The organism is Corynebacterium kutscheri (assembly GCF_000980835.1).
Classification (GTDB): domain Bacteria; phylum Actinomycetota; class Actinomycetes; order Mycobacteriales; family Mycobacteriaceae; genus Corynebacterium; species Corynebacterium kutscheri.
Genome location: NZ_CP011312.1, coordinates 922,756 through 939,076, shown reverse-complemented (window position 1 = coordinate 939,076; position 16,321 = coordinate 922,756). Strand labels below are relative to the sequence as shown.

15 protein-coding genes and 1 pseudogene are annotated in these 16,321 nt (G+C 45.7%); 4 read left to right on the top strand and 12 right to left on the bottom strand.

Annotated features, from left to right (window positions below):
* Positions 1-26: 26 nt before the first annotated feature.
* Positions 27-965 carry an amino acid ABC transporter permease gene (locus tag UL82_RS04325; protein WP_046439200.1) on the top strand — a complete coding sequence of 313 codons (939 nt, stop codon included), beginning with the start codon at positions 27-29 and terminating at the stop codon, positions 963-965.
* A 24-nt stretch (positions 966-989) separates the two neighbouring features.
* A complete protein-coding gene (locus UL82_RS04320; protein ID WP_046439199.1) occupies positions 990-1,757 on the top strand; it encodes an amino acid ABC transporter ATP-binding protein in 768 nt (255 codons plus the stop codon).
* A gap of 176 nt (positions 1,758-1,933) precedes the next feature.
* On the opposite strand, the gene UL82_RS04315 is transcribed toward UL82_RS04320, so the two are convergent.
* The 8 genes from UL82_RS04315 to UL82_RS04280 form a co-directional block, all read right to left on the bottom strand.
* Positions 1,934-2,680, bottom strand: a complete 747-nt coding sequence (locus UL82_RS04315) for a sulfite exporter TauE/SafE family protein (RefSeq protein WP_269078405.1) — start codon at positions 2,678-2,680, stop codon at positions 1,934-1,936.
* Between the two features lie 164 nt (positions 2,681-2,844).
* Positions 2,845-3,339 carry a pantetheine-phosphate adenylyltransferase gene (gene coaD / locus UL82_RS04310; RefSeq protein ID WP_046439198.1) on the bottom strand — a complete coding sequence of 165 codons (495 nt, stop codon included), beginning with the start codon at positions 3,337-3,339 and terminating at the stop codon, positions 2,845-2,847.
* Positions 3,340-3,343: 4 nt separating this feature from the next.
* Complete coding sequence (locus UL82_RS04305) at positions 3,344-3,943, bottom strand: RsmD family RNA methyltransferase (RefSeq protein ID WP_046441197.1); 600 nt, start codon at positions 3,941-3,943, stop codon at positions 3,344-3,346.
* An 8-nt stretch (positions 3,944-3,951) separates the two neighbouring features.
* Entirely contained in the window at positions 3,952-4,167 is a 216-nt protein-coding gene (locus tag UL82_RS04300) for a biotin/lipoyl-containing protein (protein ID WP_046441195.1), read from the bottom strand.
* A 62-nt stretch (positions 4,168-4,229) separates the two neighbouring features.
* Complete coding sequence (locus UL82_RS04295) at positions 4,230-6,365, bottom strand: ATP-dependent DNA helicase RecG (protein ID WP_046439196.1); 2,136 nt, start codon at positions 6,363-6,365, stop codon at positions 4,230-4,232.
* Positions 6,366-6,368: 3 nt separating this feature from the next.
* Positions 6,369-8,012: a DAK2 domain-containing protein gene (locus UL82_RS04290; protein WP_046439194.1), complete on the bottom strand. Its 1,644-nt coding sequence runs from the start codon at positions 8,010-8,012 to the stop codon at positions 6,369-6,371.
* Between the two features lie 47 nt (positions 8,013-8,059).
* Entirely contained in the window at positions 8,060-8,689 is a 630-nt protein-coding gene (locus UL82_RS04285) for a uracil-DNA glycosylase (protein WP_236685501.1), read from the bottom strand.
* The gene (locus UL82_RS04280; RefSeq protein WP_046439192.1) at positions 8,689-9,651 is read right to left on the bottom strand and encodes a thiamine-phosphate kinase; all 963 of its coding nucleotides are present in this window, start codon (positions 9,649-9,651) and stop codon (positions 8,689-8,691) included. Before UL82_RS04280 ends, UL82_RS04285 begins: the two co-directional genes overlap by 1 nt.
* Positions 9,652-9,676: 25 nt before the next feature.
* On the opposite strand from UL82_RS04280, the gene UL82_RS04275 reads away from it, so the two are divergent.
* Entirely contained in the window at positions 9,677-10,642 is a 966-nt protein-coding gene (locus UL82_RS04275; RefSeq protein ID WP_046439190.1) for a DUF3515 domain-containing protein, read from the top strand.
* 84 nt (positions 10,643-10,726) lie between these two features.
* On the opposite strand, the gene UL82_RS04270 is transcribed toward UL82_RS04275, so the two are convergent.
* Both UL82_RS04270 and UL82_RS04265 read right to left on the bottom strand, forming a co-directional pair.
* Positions 10,727-11,806 carry a D-alanine--D-alanine ligase family protein gene (locus UL82_RS04270; RefSeq protein WP_046439189.1) on the bottom strand — a complete coding sequence of 360 codons (1,080 nt, stop codon included), beginning with the start codon at positions 11,804-11,806 and terminating at the stop codon, positions 10,727-10,729.
* 24 nt (positions 11,807-11,830) lie between these two features.
* Complete coding sequence (locus tag UL82_RS04265; RefSeq protein ID WP_269078404.1) at positions 11,831-12,826, bottom strand: NAD(P)H-dependent glycerol-3-phosphate dehydrogenase; 996 nt, start codon at positions 12,824-12,826, stop codon at positions 11,831-11,833.
* A gap of 132 nt (positions 12,827-12,958) precedes the next feature.
* On the opposite strand from UL82_RS04265, the pseudogene UL82_RS04260 reads away from it, so the two are divergent.
* A pseudogene (locus UL82_RS04260) lies at positions 12,959-13,957 on the top strand (bifunctional NUDIX hydrolase/histidine phosphatase family protein); the annotation flags it as partial.
* A gap of 287 nt (positions 13,958-14,244) precedes the next feature.
* On the opposite strand, the gene leuD reads toward UL82_RS04260, so the two are convergent.
* On the bottom strand, positions 14,245-14,835 hold the full coding sequence (leuD, locus tag UL82_RS04255) for a 3-isopropylmalate dehydratase small subunit (RefSeq protein WP_046439187.1): 591 nt from the start codon (positions 14,833-14,835) through the stop codon (positions 14,245-14,247).
* 18 nt (positions 14,836-14,853) lie between these two features.
* Positions 14,854-16,296 (bottom strand): 3-isopropylmalate dehydratase large subunit, encoded by a 1,443-nt coding sequence (gene leuC / locus UL82_RS04250; protein WP_046439186.1) that lies wholly within the window; start codon positions 16,294-16,296, stop codon positions 14,854-14,856.
* Positions 16,297-16,321 lie beyond the last annotated feature (25 nt).

Here is a 16,321-nt window from a genome sequence, read left to right as displayed (position 1 = left end):
ACCTCATCTACTAAGGATCAATAACCATGACAACACAATCCCTTCCAGTAAGTCCCATTGAAGCCAAACCATTACGGCATCCTGGACGCTGGATAGCAGCAGTGATTTTATTACTATTATTTCTGTGGTTTATCTTTAGCGCCGCAACCAATGAAGCTTATGGATGGGATGCTTACCGACAATATCTTTTTGATACCCGGATTGCTGCCGCTGCTGCGCGCACTTTAGCATTAACCGTTCTATCAATGGTCATTGGTGTTGTCCTTGGTGCAATTGTCGCAGTACTACGCATGTCACCGAATCCAGTTTTACGCGGGGTATCATGGTTTTACCTGTGGATTTTCCGAGGTACTCCGATCTATGTGCAGTTGGTTTTCTGGGGTCTTCTCGGATCGATTTATCAATCAATCAACCTAGGTTTTGCCGAGATTTCTTTAGATGCCTTCCTGTCTAATATGTTTATAATCGCCGTCGTTGGTCTTGGTCTTAATGAGGCCGCGTATATGGCTGAAATCGTGCGTTCTGGTATTCAATCCGTACCTGAAGGGCAAACTGAAGCCTCAAAAGCTTTAGGTATGAGTTGGTGGATGACTATTCGGCGCACCATATTGCCACAAGCAATGCGAATTATTATTCCTCCCACTGGCAATGAATTAATTTCCATGCTCAAAACCACGTCTTTGGTCGTTGCAATTCCTTACACTGCCGAACTATATGGACGTGCTACTGACATTGCTGCCGCACTTTTTGACCCAGTACCGCTGCTTCTTGTCGCGGCAACCTGGTACTTGGTTATTACCTCTTTGTTGATGGTGGGTCAGAACTACCTAGAAAAGTACTTCGATCGTGGCGCAACTCGTCAGTTAACTGCACGCCAGTTAGCAGCATTAGCCGACGCTGAGGGCACACTGCCTAAAAACGTCAATATCATTGCAGAAGCACCTAAAAAGAATCTCAACGACTAGAAAACCTAGGATAGGAAAACATCCATGGAAAACAATTTAATGATTGATGCACAGCAGGTGCATAAATCCTTCGGTGGTCTCCGGGTACTGAAAGGCATTGATCTTCAAGTTCCTACCGGTAGCGTGTCGTGTTTGATCGGTCCATCAGGCTCGGGTAAATCTACGATGTTGCGCTGCGTTAATCACCTAGAGAAAATTACTGCTGGTCGGCTCTATGTTGATGGTGAACTTATTGGGTATAAAGAGCGCGACGGCATACTTTATGAAATCTCTGCCAAAGAAGCCGCTCGTCAGCGTGCAAATATTGGCATGGTATTCCAAAACTTTAACCTTTTCCCACACCGCACCGCGATTGAAAACATTATTGAAGCTCCGATTCATGTTAAAGGGATCTCAGAGGAGGAAGCGCGCGCTACCGCAAAAAAACTTCTTGACCAAGTTGGTTTATTACACAAAGCAGATGCTTTCCCGGCCCAGCTTTCTGGTGGACAACAACAACGTATTGCTATTGCTCGTGCGGTAGCAATGCAACCAAAACTTATGCTTTTCGACGAACCAACCTCAGCGCTTGACCCTGAACTAGTCGGTGAGGTACTTCGGGTGATGCGAGAGCTTGCCGAAGAAGGCATGACCATGCTGGTAGTTACCCATGAAATGGGATTTGCCCGTGAGGTTGCCGATGAGGTGGTCTTTATGGCCGATGGTGTCGTGGTAGAAAAAGGTAATCCACACCAGGTCATTGAAGATCCCCAACAGGAACGCACCAAAGCATTCCTTTCTAGTCTGCTTTAACTACATTCCTCTTGGTAGGTTTTTGCACTCATAGCTAAATAATTTTAGTTTTTAACCCGTAGCTACGAGTGCATTAATTTTTCTACCTACATTTTGTACCACACTGTTTTCTCTTCTATTTCTATTGTAGACAATAGAAATAGCGTGCCAACGTGATTGCTTTATAAGATAATCGATTAAAGCAATTGAATAAAACCACGTAGAAGTACCAAAACGCCACCTATCCCAGCAATACTCAAAGCTAGTGCACGAGCGTTAGCAAGCGGCACCTTGCGTGCTAGTATTCCACCACTAAGCAAACCAATGCCCATTCCTAGTCCACTGGCAACAAAAATCCACGGGTTTATCTGACTTATATCTCCGGTTCCAGCAATAAATTTTGCTATCAATGAACATAATGCCGAGACTACAAAAATTGGTTGTAGAGTAGCCGCAAAATTCTTATGCTCCCAGCGTGCTGCCTGTGCATATACCGTTATCACTGGCCCTGCGATACCAGCAAGGGTGTTCGTAAAACCACTAATTGTACCGGCAGCCACAGCTGGTGTAACACCAGTAGCAGGCGGAACAAAACGTGCACCAAAAGTAACCAAACTCAATGCTAGTAATAAAAGACTACCGATAACGATGTGTAATACCGGTACTGAAACAGCCGAAACAACCCATGCACCTGGTATTGATCCAAAAAGAGCACACGGTGCGATGATCAAAAATTTATGCCAATCAATATTCTTATACATCGTGGCTGCAATCATAACGGCGTTAATCATAGCCAAGATATTAATAACTAAAACACCGTCAACTGGGCCTAGCACAATACTTAAAACTGATCCTGCAATAAGACCTAGCCCCATACCAGAAATCCGCTGCATACACGAACCTATGAGAACCGCTAGTCCAGCACATATTGCGGTAGCTAACACATACCTCCCCCCTTATCTTGAGTAAAACACGATGGTATTTTGTGCATTAGTATGCTCTACTAAATAATAAAGTAACGCCTAAAAATTAAAATAACTCAACACTGGTTCACCAGCATTAAGTAATACAGATCGTAGCTTAACTATAAAAGTGCTATCACGGTTTCTTAACGGCTAACTCGCAATTTTTCTTGCATCGCCTGATAAACATTCTTCGGCAACATCTCAGAAACATCACCACCATAACGCATTACTTCTTTACACAACGTAGAAGAAATATAGCCATATTTAGGATCTGTCATAAGAAATGCGGTCTCAATTCCGCTGAGTTTACGATTCATCTGTGCCATCGGCAGCTCGTACTCATAATCTAATGATGAGCGTAGCCCTTTAATCAAGACGGAAATATCACGTGCACTGGTGTAATCAACGAGCAACCCACTCCAATGATCAACTATCACCGAGGTATTTATGCCTTCGTCGATAAGCGCCTGGCGAATGAGCTCTTTACGCTCTTCAACATTAAACATTCCCGATGGTTTATTGGGATTAGCGGTAACCAATACTACGACTTCATCGAAAAGCTCATGTGCACGCATAATAATGTCGATATGACCGCGAGTAACTGGGTCAAAAGAGCCTGGACAAACAGCTGTAGTCACAGTTTTACTCCTTAGACTCTGTTATCTTGGCATCAGCTAGATCACGATGAAAAACCGCCATATCCATGCGAGCAATACCAAAAGTACGCTTTTTAAGTTTCTGTGTTGTTGGCACATAGCCAGCCGGCCAAGCGGTTTCTGGCGAATCTCGGTGGCGTTCCACTACAACAGCACCACCGTCGACAAGCGTTGGCTTTAACGCCTCAAGCATTTCAACGATAATCTCATCAGCGAGATCATAAGGCGGATCAGCTAAAACCAAATCAAAATAATCCCGTGGTGCACTGGCAACATAAGCAGAAGCCGGCATTTCTTCAATTCGCACATGAGGATGCTTGACTACTCCAGCATTAAAACGAATCACTTCACAAGCCTGAGAATTATTTTCCACCAATACTACTTCCGCTGCTCCACGGCTAGCAGCCTCCAATCCAAGCGCACCCGATCCGGCAAAAAGATCAAGTACTCGTGCATCAATAAAACCAAAACGCACCTGAAGAGAGGAAAAAAGCCCCTCACGTGCGCGATCACTAGTCGGACGAGTCCCTGTTGGTGGAACTTTAATTTTTCTGCCGCGTGCCTCACCAGAAATAATGCGAGTCATACCCACTTTTATTCTGCCTCCTTAAGCTCAAGTAGTTTATCTCCACCGGATACATCTACATGATCCTCATAATGTACTACCGCGACTACTCCTGGCCCCGGCGCGACTAATGGTGCTTCGAGTTTAACGGCTTCGACACTAGCGACAAGTTCCCCGGTAGCTATTTTTTGACCCGGACTAACATGGTAGTGAACGATTCCAGCAAAGGGTGCGCAGATAAACATAGTTTTAACCTTATCGCATTCTTCTTTGTGTTTTTGCTCAGCAATATTTTTGCCCATCAGAGTTAAGTTTTAGCTAGAAATCCTTGAGCATCATCATCAATGTCCACAACAAGAGCTCGCGCTTGTTCTGGATACTTATCGACGATTTTTTGTGCCTGTTCATGTGCTTTTTCGATAATCTTGCGGTGTTTACTTAACCGAATAAAACGCAGTCGTCCCATGCCTGATTGTTGCTCACCTAATACATCACCTTCTTGCCGATATTCTAAGTCGATTTCCGCTAGGGAAAAACCATCGGTAGTTGCTGCGACTGATTGAATACGCGCATAAGTATCTGAATCAGGTTCAGCGGCGGTGTGCAGTAGGCAAATTGAATCATTACCACCACGACCTACACGTCCGCGTAGTTGATGTAATTGGGAGATACCGAATCTTTCTGCTTCCCGAATCATCATGACGGTTGCATTGGGTACATCAATGCCGACTTCAATAACAGTGGTAGCTATTAAGACATCTATCTCACCGTGAGCAAAGGATTTCATAATATGTTCTTTGTCCTCAGCTGGTAATTGCCCATGTAAGAGTGCAATGTTGAGATTGTTAAAAACTCCGGTGTGCAAATGTTCATAGATTTCTTCTACCCCACCTGTGCCTTTAACCCGTGGGCACACAATATATGCTTGTCGTTGTCGTGCTACTTCTTCACGGATGCGTTCATAGGCGCGATTAACCCAATTAATCTTGCTATCAGGTACCACATAGCTTTTAATTGGTCTTCTTCCCCCCGGAAGTTCGCTTAGTATTGATTGACTAAGATCGCCGAAAGCGGTCATGGCAATGGTGCGCGGGATTGGTGTTGCTGTCATCACTAGCATATGCGGACTTAACCCTACTGGCGCTTTTGCTCTCAAGGTGTCTCTTTGCTGCACTCCGAAGCGATGTTGTTCATCAACGACATAAAATCCCAAGTGATAGAACTCTACGGTTTCTTGGATAAGGGAATGCGTACCAATGACGATATTGGCTTCACCAGAAACAATATCTAATAAGGCTTGTTGGCGCTGATAGGTATTAAGAGAGCTAGTAAGAAGAACTACTTTTGCTGCTACGCCGGCTTGATGAAGAAGTTGGGTAATACTGCGGCTATGTTGTTGGGCAAGAACTTCAGTAGGTGCAAGTAGTGCGCATTGAACACCGGCATCGCATGCTTGCAGCATGGCTAATAAGGAGACAATGGTTTTGCCTGAACCGACTTCGCCTTGCAGCATTCTGGTCATCGGTGTTTTGCGGGAAAGGTCATTACTAATTTCGGCGATGACCTGTTGCTGACCGGTGGTCAAACTATACGGTAATGCAGCTAATAGTTGGGATCTCATCCCGATATCACTTGGCGCTAGTGCTTTAGCTGTGAGGTTATTTGTATCGGCTCGTCTCAGCGCCATGACTAATGCTAGTTCTAATGCTTCGTTATAGCGCATTCGATGAAGGTAAGGCTGTGGCCCGGTAACACCGGGAAAATGAATACCGCGGATTGCTTCGTCAAAAGTAACCATCTCTTTGGGCGCACAGTTCCCCAACGGCTCAGCAATATCGGGTAGGTGTTTTAATACCTCTGCAATTGCTCCTAAAATCCGCCAACTAGGCATTTTCTTTCTTGCCGGATAGATGGGGATATAGTCCAAGGATTGAATAAGACTCAGAGTTTTCCTTGCTGAACTAGCAGAAATGAGTCCTTTAAGCCCGGAACTGGTTTGTATTTTAGCTCCTGGGCTTGCCATCACCATATATTCTGGGTGCTGTAATTGCGGTGTGTCCCGAAAATAGCTCAAGGTGCCAGTAAACATTCCACGAGCACCAATAACTAAGGTATGTGGTATCCACCGGGCATTGAAAAAACTGGCCTCAATAATATTTGTTGTATATGGGGTAGTCGAATCACCGGAAATACGCACAGTATAGATAACTTGTCCGTCAGGCAGTCGGCGTTCATTCGTATCGACGATTGTTCCTAAGCAGGTAATGGTATCACCGGGTGCAACAGTACCATCGTTAAGATCAAGTCCATGAGCTGCATATTTTCTAGGATAATGGCTAAGTAGTTCTTCAACGGTGGTATAGCCAAAAGCTTGTTTTAATGCTGCAGCTTCTTTTTCACCCACAATCGATGCTAGTAAGCGAGTGTCATGCCAGCCAAACATGAGTTACTCCACTCCTAATTCAACACTGCATCCTAGGTTTTCAGCTGGGTAAATCATCACTTCTATTTTTCGTGACGGTGGTAGTCCAGCACTTATTGCAGCCACGGTAATATCTGTGAATAACTCAGTATCAACAAGTAAAGTTAGTTGTTCCCCACCGGATTCAAGCAATCTACGTGCAGAAATAATAACGCAATTAAGCACATCTTCAGCTACAGCAACAGTATCAGTGCCAGAAATACCCAAAAAATCGCCTTTGGCACAAGGACCAGCTTGGGTTAGTCGTGCTTTATCAGCAGTTTTAATAATAACGGTGCGCATAGCTGCAACAGCCTCAGCCATTGCATAGGTATCTACCCCTAATGGTTGGCTAGGATCATGTACTGCCAAGGCAGCAAGACCACGCACAAGTTGAACAGTAGGTAAAATGAAAAGATCTTGTTCAAAAGCGTGACTAGCTAATTCAATACTGGCAAGCTCGGTTTTATCCGCCATGCCATTAGGAAGAAGAATAATCTCTTGGGCACCGCTTGCATGAGCTTCACTAGCTAGTGACTGCACAATATCTTCGACTTCACTAGCACGGGTTACCACTCGGGCACCGGCATTGCGATAGAGAGTTGCTATTGCTCCCGGAGGAGTAACTGCAACTACTGACCTGCGCACGGTACGTGCACTCGTTTCTACCGAAGGCAGGACTTCAATATGGAGATTGCTTACTGTGCCTTCTGCAAAAGCACGTTCAATAACTTTTGCGGCATAAAAAGTATGAATATGTACTGTAGCAGAAGTTTCACTTATAGCTGCTAGCTGTATGCTATCGCCTAATTTTGCTAGCCCGGCTCTATGTGCTTCCAAATCTGGGGTTTCAATAAAATACATGACCTCCAGATATCCTTGGTGCCCATGTGATTGTCCTGGTTGTGTTGTTTCGTAAGCTATATCTTCTTGAGCTTCAAAAATGCTTGCTGCGTCTACCATCGTATTTATTGCCACAGTGGTTGATTGATTATGTGGCTGTCCGGATACTTCAGCAAGTAGCGCTTCAAGAATAACCACAAAGCCTTGTCCGCCAGCATCAACTACTCCAGCTTTACGTAACACTGCTAAATGGGAAGGTGTATTTGCTAGTGCAATAACTGCAGCATCTGTTGCCTCTTTTACCACACCATATAGGCTGCGATCACTAGCTTGGTGTGCGGCAATCGACGCTGCACGTAAAACAGTAATAACTGTTCCCTCTACCGGATCAGAAATAGCGCGATGAACAAATACCAAGGCGTTGCCTAATGCTTGTTCGATACAGCGTCCATCAACTGCACCAGTATGAGCAGCTTGAGCTACCCCGCGCAGTACCTGGGAGACAACTACTCCGGAATTTCCTCGCGCACCGCGTACCGAACCAACGGCTAACGCGGTAGCAATAGCTGGGGCATCGTCGATACGTTCAGGTTCAGCTTCAATAAGCTGCTCTGCTTGTTTTAATGCGGCACTCATTGTATGTGCCATATTAGAGCCAGTATCGGCATCGGGGACCGGAAAAACGTTGAGCGCGTTAATTTCGCTGCGGCGTTGCTCTAAGGAAGCCACTGCTCGGTGTGCCCATGAAAGCAGGCCACGTCCACCCAGCGTCTCCGGTTTAGTCATGGTGTGTTATTTTACAGTTTGGGTATGTTTTCTTGCACATAACTACCCTATGCGGAAGGTAATTCCCAGTTCACAGGGCTACTACCTTGTTCCTTCAGCATCTTATTTGCTCTACTAAAAGGCCTCGAGCCGAAAAAACCACGATACGCTGACAATGGAGATGGATGCGGGGAACAAATACAACGATCATTACCAATGATCGGGGCAAATTTTTGTGCTTCTTTACCCCACAAAATAGCCACCAAAGGCGCGTTTCGACGAGCAACCGCATCTACTATGGCATCGGTTATTTCTTCCCATCCTTTATTTTTATGTGCAGCAGTTACCCCAGCAGTTGTTGTTAATACTCGGTTAAGTAACAATACGCCCTGGTCAATCCAGGCAGTGAGATCACCGTCGATAGGCTCTGGAATAGCTAAATCTTGACTTAGCTCCATGAAAATATTTTTTAGACTTTTAGGAAGCGGCCTAACTCCCGGCGCGGTACCAAAGGCTATTCCTATGGCATGACCAGGAGTGGGATAAGGATCTTGGCCGATAATAAGTACTTTCACTTGCTCTAGTGGTAAAGACAAGGCACGAAAAATCTGTTCCCTTGGCGGTACTACATTATCTTCAGTGGCGATAAATTGTAGGATTTTTTCTGCATTAAATATGCCATTCCAGGAAGCATGCATTAGAAACTCTGCCATCCATTTTCAAATTGAGGGGCTTGTTTATCTACACTAACCGCAATGGTTTTTGTTTTGGTTACTGTGCCAATGCGACGGAAACCGCTAGGCGCATCCAAACACGTAGTACCAATAAGAGTGTGGTCTTCTCCACCGCGTAAAACCCATTCCCAGGGGTCAGCACCAATGGCTTGAGCCGCTTTATGCATTAAAGCACTTGGGGCAATAGCTTCTTTATGTAGATTAATGCTTACTGATGATCGATTCGCCATCAGCTTTAGATCATGGATAAGTCCATCAGAATTGTCTGTCATAGCAGTTACTCCTGCTGATCTTGCTACGAATCCCCGTCCTGGTGGCACTGCAGCAGCACAGTGCGCAGCCACTAAAGGTTGAAATTCTATGGGTACTTTTTTACGCCCATAATATTGAAGAAGAGCCAGACCGGCTGCGGATTCGCCGATTACCCCAGAGGCAACAACATCTTGGCCAACTCGTGCTGCGTCTAAGGTAAGTGCGGGAATCGATCCGCCTAACCGACCAACGGCGGTTACTGATAATACTATGGAATCACCTTCAGTAATATCACCGCCGACTAATTCGGCATTGTAGTCTCCTACTCGTTGGGCAATACCGCGGGCAAGTTCGGAGACAAATTCTAATCGAGTAGTTTTAGGCAAACTCAGCGCAAGCAGTGCTGCTACTGGGCGCGCCCCCATTGCTTCTACATCGGCAAAGTTTTGGGTAATTGCTTTGCGTCCAATTTCTGCTGGGGTGGACCAATCAAGGCGGAAATGGCGATTTTCTACCAGCATATCGGTGGTGACCACGGTGCGGGAGTTCGGTGCGCCATGGTCGAGTACTGCTGCATCATCACCATTTCTTGAGCTTGGGGCATGTGCAATGATGACGTTGATAGCTGCTTGTTCGCCAACCTCAGCAAGTGTTGGATTATTGCCTTGATTCATTCCACTCAGTATAAGCTAGATGGTCATGAGCACTGCATCCGAAGTCCGCCGTACTCCTATTGTTATTGCATTGATTTTAAGTCTTCTGCTAGTTATCGGGGTACTTATTGGTGCCCGAATTACTTTAGAAAAAGCAAGTAAGCAACCTGTTGCGATGGCTACAATCGATTCGCCTTTAGCTGACTCTCAGCAGTGCTCACAATTTATTAATGCGGTGCCCGAGAAGTTTTTTGGATTTCCGCAAGCAGAAATTGCCCAACCGGTACCAGCTGGGGCGGCTGCTTGGCAGAAAGATAGTGGTAAGCGGGTCACACTTCGTTGTGGCGTTTATTTGCCATTGCAATATAACGCTTTATCGATAACAAAAGATATTGAGGGCGTGCAGTGGTTGCCAGTAGTTGATGCAACCCCTGGCTCAAATATGTACACCTACTATGCTGTAACTGTTAGCCCGCATATCGCGGTAACTTTCGATGCTTCATATACCGATCAGCCAGAGAAAGAATTAGCTGCTCTTAAAAACGCAGTGGCTGTTTTAGAAACCATTGTTGCACAACCTTTTCCTACCCCACTGATTGATCTTGCCCCTGATACTGATTTGGCTCAAGAAACGGCTGCTTCATGCCAAGATTTTCTCGAACGCTTACCGGAAGAGATTTCTTTCTATACCCGCTCTACTAGTGACGCCCTGGAAAAAAATATGGCGGCGTGGACAGCGAGCGGATATGAACCCATTGTTGTTCGATGCGGGGTAGGTTTCCCAGACAACTACACTGCAGGAGCACAATTACAACAGGTCAATGATCTTACTTGGTTTGAAGATACTACTTTAGGCAATGGCACTACTACTTCTACGTGGTTTGTTTTAGGACGAGAAGCGATCGTAGCGCTTCATGTTCCTCAAGCAAGTGGTAATGCGGCAGTGGTAGCAATGAGCCACGTTATTAGTGAAACTATCGCAGCAACTAATGTAGAGCGTGCGGCTAACTAAAAGTGAGCTAATTTAAAAACCACTTCTGGTTTTAGAGTATTTTTACTCGAAAGCTAGAAGTGGTTTTAGTAGTTTTAAAAGCGATTATTTTACTAGTGCTTGATCGATAAGGATGCTTAATAGTAAAGCGTAGTCAACGCCTGAAGCAGCAAAGACCTGTGGATACATTGAAATCGGGGTGAAACCAGGCAGAGTATTAATTTCATTAATAACAAGCCCAGTGTGAGTAATAAAAAAATCTACTCGCGCTAGACCAGAGCAGTTCAATGCTTGGAAAGCAGCCACACTCATTGATTGCACCTGAGAAATAGTTTCTACTGGTAGTGGGGCTGGAATTTCAGCGGTCACCACATCATCAAGGTATTTGGTATCAAAACCATAAAAACCTTCCTCACCGCCGTCAGTATCGCTAAGCATGGCAGGAGTAGAAGCAACAATACGTCCATCTGGGTATTGCAATACCCCGCATTCTACTTCTTTGCCGATAATTTCTGATTCGACAATAACCTTGGTGTCATTTTCAAGTGCCGTAGCAATAGCAGCGTCAAGGTCTTCCCAACGGGTAACCCGAGATACCCCAATTGAGGAACCGCCTCGTGCTGGTTTAACAAAAACGGGCAGTCCTAGTAGTTGTTTTTCCTCGTCAGTAAGACTGCGTGCCCCATGCACAATAACTTCTTGGCATACCGGAAGCCCCACCGAACTTAACAGTTTTTTAGTGTATTCCTTATCCATTCCGCATGCAGAACCTAGGACACCGGTGCCTACATAAGGGATTCCCGATAGTTCAAATAGTCCCTGGATGGTACCGTCTTCACCATTGAGACCATGCAGCACAGGGAATATAACATCAACTTTGGCGTGTAATTGTCCGCTTAGGGTACGAAACTCCCCCCTCGTTTGCGGATTAACCGAAAGCACTACTTCCTCACGCCGTTCTACCACCGGCATGACCCGATCAACGGTTTTCAACTTCTCGGGGTCAGTTTCACCAACAACCCACGCACCATCTTGAGTAATTCCAATGGGTACAACCTCATAGCGCTGTGGATCAAGATGACTCATAATGGCACCGGCAGACACGCACGATACAGAATGTTCCGAGCTACGCCCACCATAAACAACAGCAACTGTGATCCGAGAAGATGAAATAGTAGAAGTCACTGTGAAAACTTTACTCGAAAAAACTCATTCTGCCTTTTTAGACCGACCCATAAGCGCGGTAACCATATGATCAACAGCTAGGCCTTTATGACAAACATTAAAAACTGCTTCAGTAATTGGCATTTCCACGCCGACAGTTTCTGCTAATTGAAAAATAGACATAGAAGAAATCACACCCTCAGCAACCTGTCCATGAGTTGCTTCACGAGCTTGTTCCAGGCTTGCCCCCGCGCCTAGCCGAGCCCCAAAACTACGATTACGCGATAATGGTGAAGAACATGTGGCAACCAAATCACCGACACCAGCAAGTCCGGCAAAAGTGCGTTGATCTGCCCCCATTGCTACGCCAAGTCGAGTTATCTCGGCAAGTCCGCGCGTCATTACACTCGCTAGTGTGTTTTCTCCAAGGCCGCGTCCTGAGGCCATGCCACAGGCAAGAGCAATCACATTTTTGCACGCACCACCAATTTCACAACCAATAACATCAGCATTCGTATATGGCCGAAAATAATCGGCAGACAGTGCTGCTTGGACAAGTTTTGCTCGGTTTTCGTCCTGGCATGCGATCACTGTAGTCGCGGGTTGTTCTTCGGCAATTTCACGAGCAAGATTTGGCCCAGATAATACCGCAATACGGTCAAGACCAGCATCAGTGACCTCATTAATAACCTGGCTCATGCGTAAAAAGGTTCCACGCTCAATACCTTTAGCCAGACTTACCAAAGTAGCTTTTTTCGGTATAAGCTGCGTCCATTCTTTAAGATTTTCACGCAATGTTTGCGATGGTACTGCTAACACAACAATTTCTGCATCAGCTAACACAACGCTAGCGTCACTATGTGCCGAAAGATTCTCCGGCAATTTAATATCAGGAAGGTACCCCTCATTGCTACGAGTAGTGTTAATAGCTTCGGCAACTTTTTCCCGACGCGCCCACAATGAGGTGATACAGCCGGCATCTGCAAAAACTTTTGCCAATGTGGTTCCCCAAGAACCCGCCCCCATTACTGCAACCTTCACCTGTGGTCTCCTTAAAAAGAATCGTCGAAAAGCCAACTAAACAACCCAAGTCATTTTCTGAAAAAATTCTACAAGCAAATGTATTTCCTCGCTCTGGGCTATTGTATGAAAGGCAGAAGGAAAAGGAGAATAATGTCGCTTCCGCAGAATAACCGACCTCTCGAAGTAGATAAAGATCAACATTCGTCTTTCGCACTTGCCGGTCAATACCAAACCATCATTGCCAAGCCAGCCAAAGAGTTTCGCAGCATAACACTCGCTGCTGGGGCAGTATTGTGGCGTCACACTGCTGAAGGTATCGCGGTTGCATGTGTGCATCGTCCACATTATGACGACTGGTCTTTTCCAAAGGGAAAAATCGAAGCTGATGAATCACTTCCGGTCACTGCGGTACGCGAAATTCTCGAAGAAACCGGTTATGAGACTCGTCTCAATAAATTGCTAGGTAGGGTCTATTATCCAGTTAAAGACCGCACCAAAGTAGTTTACTATTGGACGGCTTCAGTTACCGGGGGTACTTTTACCCCCAATAACGAAGTCGATGAATTGCGCTGGCTACCAATTGATCAGGCTCGCGAATTGCTCAGTTATGAGCTTGACCGTGCTCTTTTAGCTAAAGCCGTTGAAAGTTTTTCTGCACCGATAACTTCACAGATTATTTATGTTCGCCATGGGCAGAGCATATCGCCAGAAGATTGGTCGGGCTATGACAGAGACCGTCCACTTACTGCGCGCGGGAAAATCCAAGCTATATCACTTGCTCCGCTTTTAGCTGCCTATCGCCCTGATGCTTTATATAGTGCAATTCCGCTACGATGTGTAGCTACTCTTAAACCCGCTGCTAAAGTGCTTGGATTAAAAATCAGTTCATCAGCTAATTATGGCAATACCAGCATGCTCGTTTCTATGTCTAGCGCGCAAAAGGAACTTTTAAAGCTTATCAACGCTCAAGGTAGCTACGTCATTGCTAGCCAAGGTACCGCGATACTCGATATGATTACTTGGTTATCGGCTCGGGATAAGTTTCCTTTAGATGGCATTAAGGCTCGTCAAGCAGGCGTATGGGTATTGTCTTTTAGCAATGGCAAGCTAATTGGCGCCGACTATTTAGAATCACCACTACCTATTAAACGAGGTAAAATCCGTCTCCTTACCACTGAGCAACACAAGTATCGCAAAGCTAAAAAGCGAGCACGCGCTAAAGAAGCACGCAAAATAAAGGAAGCTAAAAAAGCATTGCGGGCACAAAAGCTTGCTGAAGAAAAATCAACAGTGCCAGAATTATCCCAAACAGCTACCCCGGTGGCCTCACAAACAGAACCTGTAACAACACCGTCGGCTAATCCAGCTGAGCTTGCCCGCAAGCTCAAGGACACGCAGCACACTTCAAAAGGCCACGAAGGCAAATAACTAATTAGTTACTGTACTGTTGGTTTGAAGCTGGGACGAGTGTGTTCGAATTGTTCGATCTCAGCTTCTTTACGCAAGGTGAGTCCGATATCGTCGAGACCTTCCATTAACCGCCACCGAATGTAGTCATCTACTTCAAAGCTAATTACGCTCTCACCTGCAGTGACGGTGCATGATTGTAGGTCAACTGTTAATTCTAAGCCGGGTTCATTATCCATAAGCTTCCATAAAAGCTCGATATCGGATTGTTCCATAATGCCAGTTAATAGACCAGCTTTGCCTGAGTTACCGCGAAAAATATCGGCGAAACGTGATGAGAAAACTGCTCTAAAGCCATAATCCATTAATGCCCATACCGCATGTTCGCGGGAGGAACCAGTACCAAAATCAGGGCCGGCAATAAGTATCGAACCATGTGCGTAGGTATCTTGATTGAGCACAAAATCGGGCTCATTGGTACGCCAATTGTTAAATAATCCATCTTCGAAACCAGTTCGGGTTACTCGTTTAAGAAACACTGCCGGAATGATTTGATCGGTATCTACATTGGAGCGTTTCAAGGGCACGCCAACACCAGTATGATTAATAAATTTTTCCATATTCCCCGTGTCCTTTTCTTAAACCAGATCCGCTGGTGATGCTAGAGTGCCTCGGACTGCGGTTGCCGCAGCTACTTCTGAAGAAACCAAGTGAGTACGACCACCAGGGCCTTGACGGCCTTCAAAGTTTCGGTTGCTTGTCGACGCTGACCGTTGCCCTGGTTTTAGCTGATCAGGGTTCATTCCCAAACACATTGAACAGCCAGCGCTACGCCATGTGGCCCCAGCATCAATAAAGATTTTGTCCAGTCCTTCTTCCTCGGCAAGTTTTTTTACCAATGCAGTAGCTGGTACCACCATCATGGACACTGAATCAGCTACTTTACGTCCGCGTAAAATCTCAGCGGCGGCACGCAAATCCTCTATGCGAGCATTTGTGCATGACCCTAAAAAGACCGTGTCAATCTCGATTTCTCGCAATGGAGTGCCCGGAGTAAGCCCCATATACGCTAGGGCTTTTTCTGCAGCCAGGCGATCATTATCATTACCAAAATCTTCTGGAAATGGGACAGTTTCTCCCAATGGCAATCCTTGGCCAGGGTTAGTTCCCCAGGTAACAAAGGGGGTAATTGTCGAGCCATCAATATCGACGACGGTATCAAACTGCGCACCTTCGTCGGTAGGCAATGTTTTCCAATATGCTACGGCTGCATCCCAATTCGCACCGGTTGGTGCCATTTCTCGACCATAAATATAATCGAAGGTAACTTGATCTGGGGCAATCATACCGGCACGGGCACCTGCTTCAATCGACATATTGCAGATTGTCATGCGCGCTTCCATTGAAAGTTTCTCAATGGCTTCACCACGATATTCAATAACATGCCCCTGGCCGCCACCGGTGCCAATTTTAGCGATAATCGCCAAAATGAGATCTTTAGCTGAAACACCAGGTTGTAGCTGACCACTTACGTTAATAGCCATTGTTTTAAATGGTTTCAGTGAAAGCGTCTGGGTTGCCATAACATGTTCAACCTCAGAAGTACCAATACCAAACGCCATCGCACCAAAAGCCCCATGAGTTGAGGTATGCGAATCACCACACACAATAGTCATACCTGGTTGTGTTATCCCAAGTTGTGGACCTACTTGGTGAACAATTCCCTGGTTAACATCGCCCATAGAATGCAGTCGTACGCCAAATTCTGCACAATTTTTACGTAAGGTTTCCACCTGAGTACGCGAAGTAGGGTCTTTAATTTCTAATAGGTCACCTGCAACAATACCTTCAGTTGGCACATTATGATCCTCAGTGGCCAGATGCAATTCCGGGTGGCGTAGCTTGCGTCCGGCCATGCGTAGACCATCAAAAGCTTGCGGAGAAGTCACTTCATGCAATAATTGGAGGTCAATAAAGATAAGATCTGGATTACCTGCTTCACCTTTGCTCACAACATGGTCACGCCATACTTTTTCGGCCAAGGTCAAGGGCTGGGTATTGGTATCCATAGGGCTGGTCATGGATCTATTCACCTCATTCACTTAC

Excerpts from the sequence above, each read along its gene's own strand:
- UL82_RS04300 (WP_046441195.1), bottom strand. The coding sequence starts at position 4,167 with ATGTTTATCTGCGCACCCTTTGCTGGAATCGTTCACTACCATGTTAGT.
- UL82_RS04305 (WP_046441197.1), bottom strand. The coding sequence starts at position 3,943 with ATGACTCGCATTATTTCTGGTGAGGCACGCGGCAGAAAAATTAAAGTT.
- UL82_RS04325 (WP_046439200.1), top strand. The coding sequence starts at position 27 with ATGACAACACAATCCCTTCCAGTAAGTCCCATTGAAGCCAAACCATTA.
- UL82_RS04320 (WP_046439199.1), top strand. The coding sequence starts at position 990 with ATGGAAAACAATTTAATGATTGATGCACAGCAGGTGCATAAATCCTTC.
- UL82_RS04280 (WP_046439192.1), bottom strand. The coding sequence starts at position 9,651 with ATGAATCAAGGCAATAATCCAACACTTGCTGAGGTTGGCGAACAAGCA.
- UL82_RS04285 (WP_236685501.1), bottom strand. The coding sequence starts at position 8,689 with ATGCATGCTTCCTGGAATGGCATATTTAATGCAGAAAAAATCCTACAA.
- UL82_RS04290 (WP_046439194.1), bottom strand. The coding sequence starts at position 8,012 with ATGACTAAACCGGAGACGCTGGGTGGACGTGGCCTGCTTTCATGGGCA.
- leuD (WP_046439187.1), bottom strand. The coding sequence starts at position 14,835 with ATGGAAAAATTTATTAATCATACTGGTGTTGGCGTGCCCTTGAAACGC.
- UL82_RS04295 (WP_046439196.1), bottom strand. The coding sequence starts at position 6,365 with ATGTTTGGCTGGCATGACACTCGCTTACTAGCATCGATTGTGGGTGAA.
- leuC (WP_046439186.1), bottom strand. The coding sequence starts at position 16,296 with ATGACCAGCCCTATGGATACCAATACCCAGCCCTTGACCTTGGCCGAA.
- UL82_RS04275 (WP_046439190.1), top strand. The coding sequence starts at position 9,677 with ATGAGCACTGCATCCGAAGTCCGCCGTACTCCTATTGTTATTGCATTG.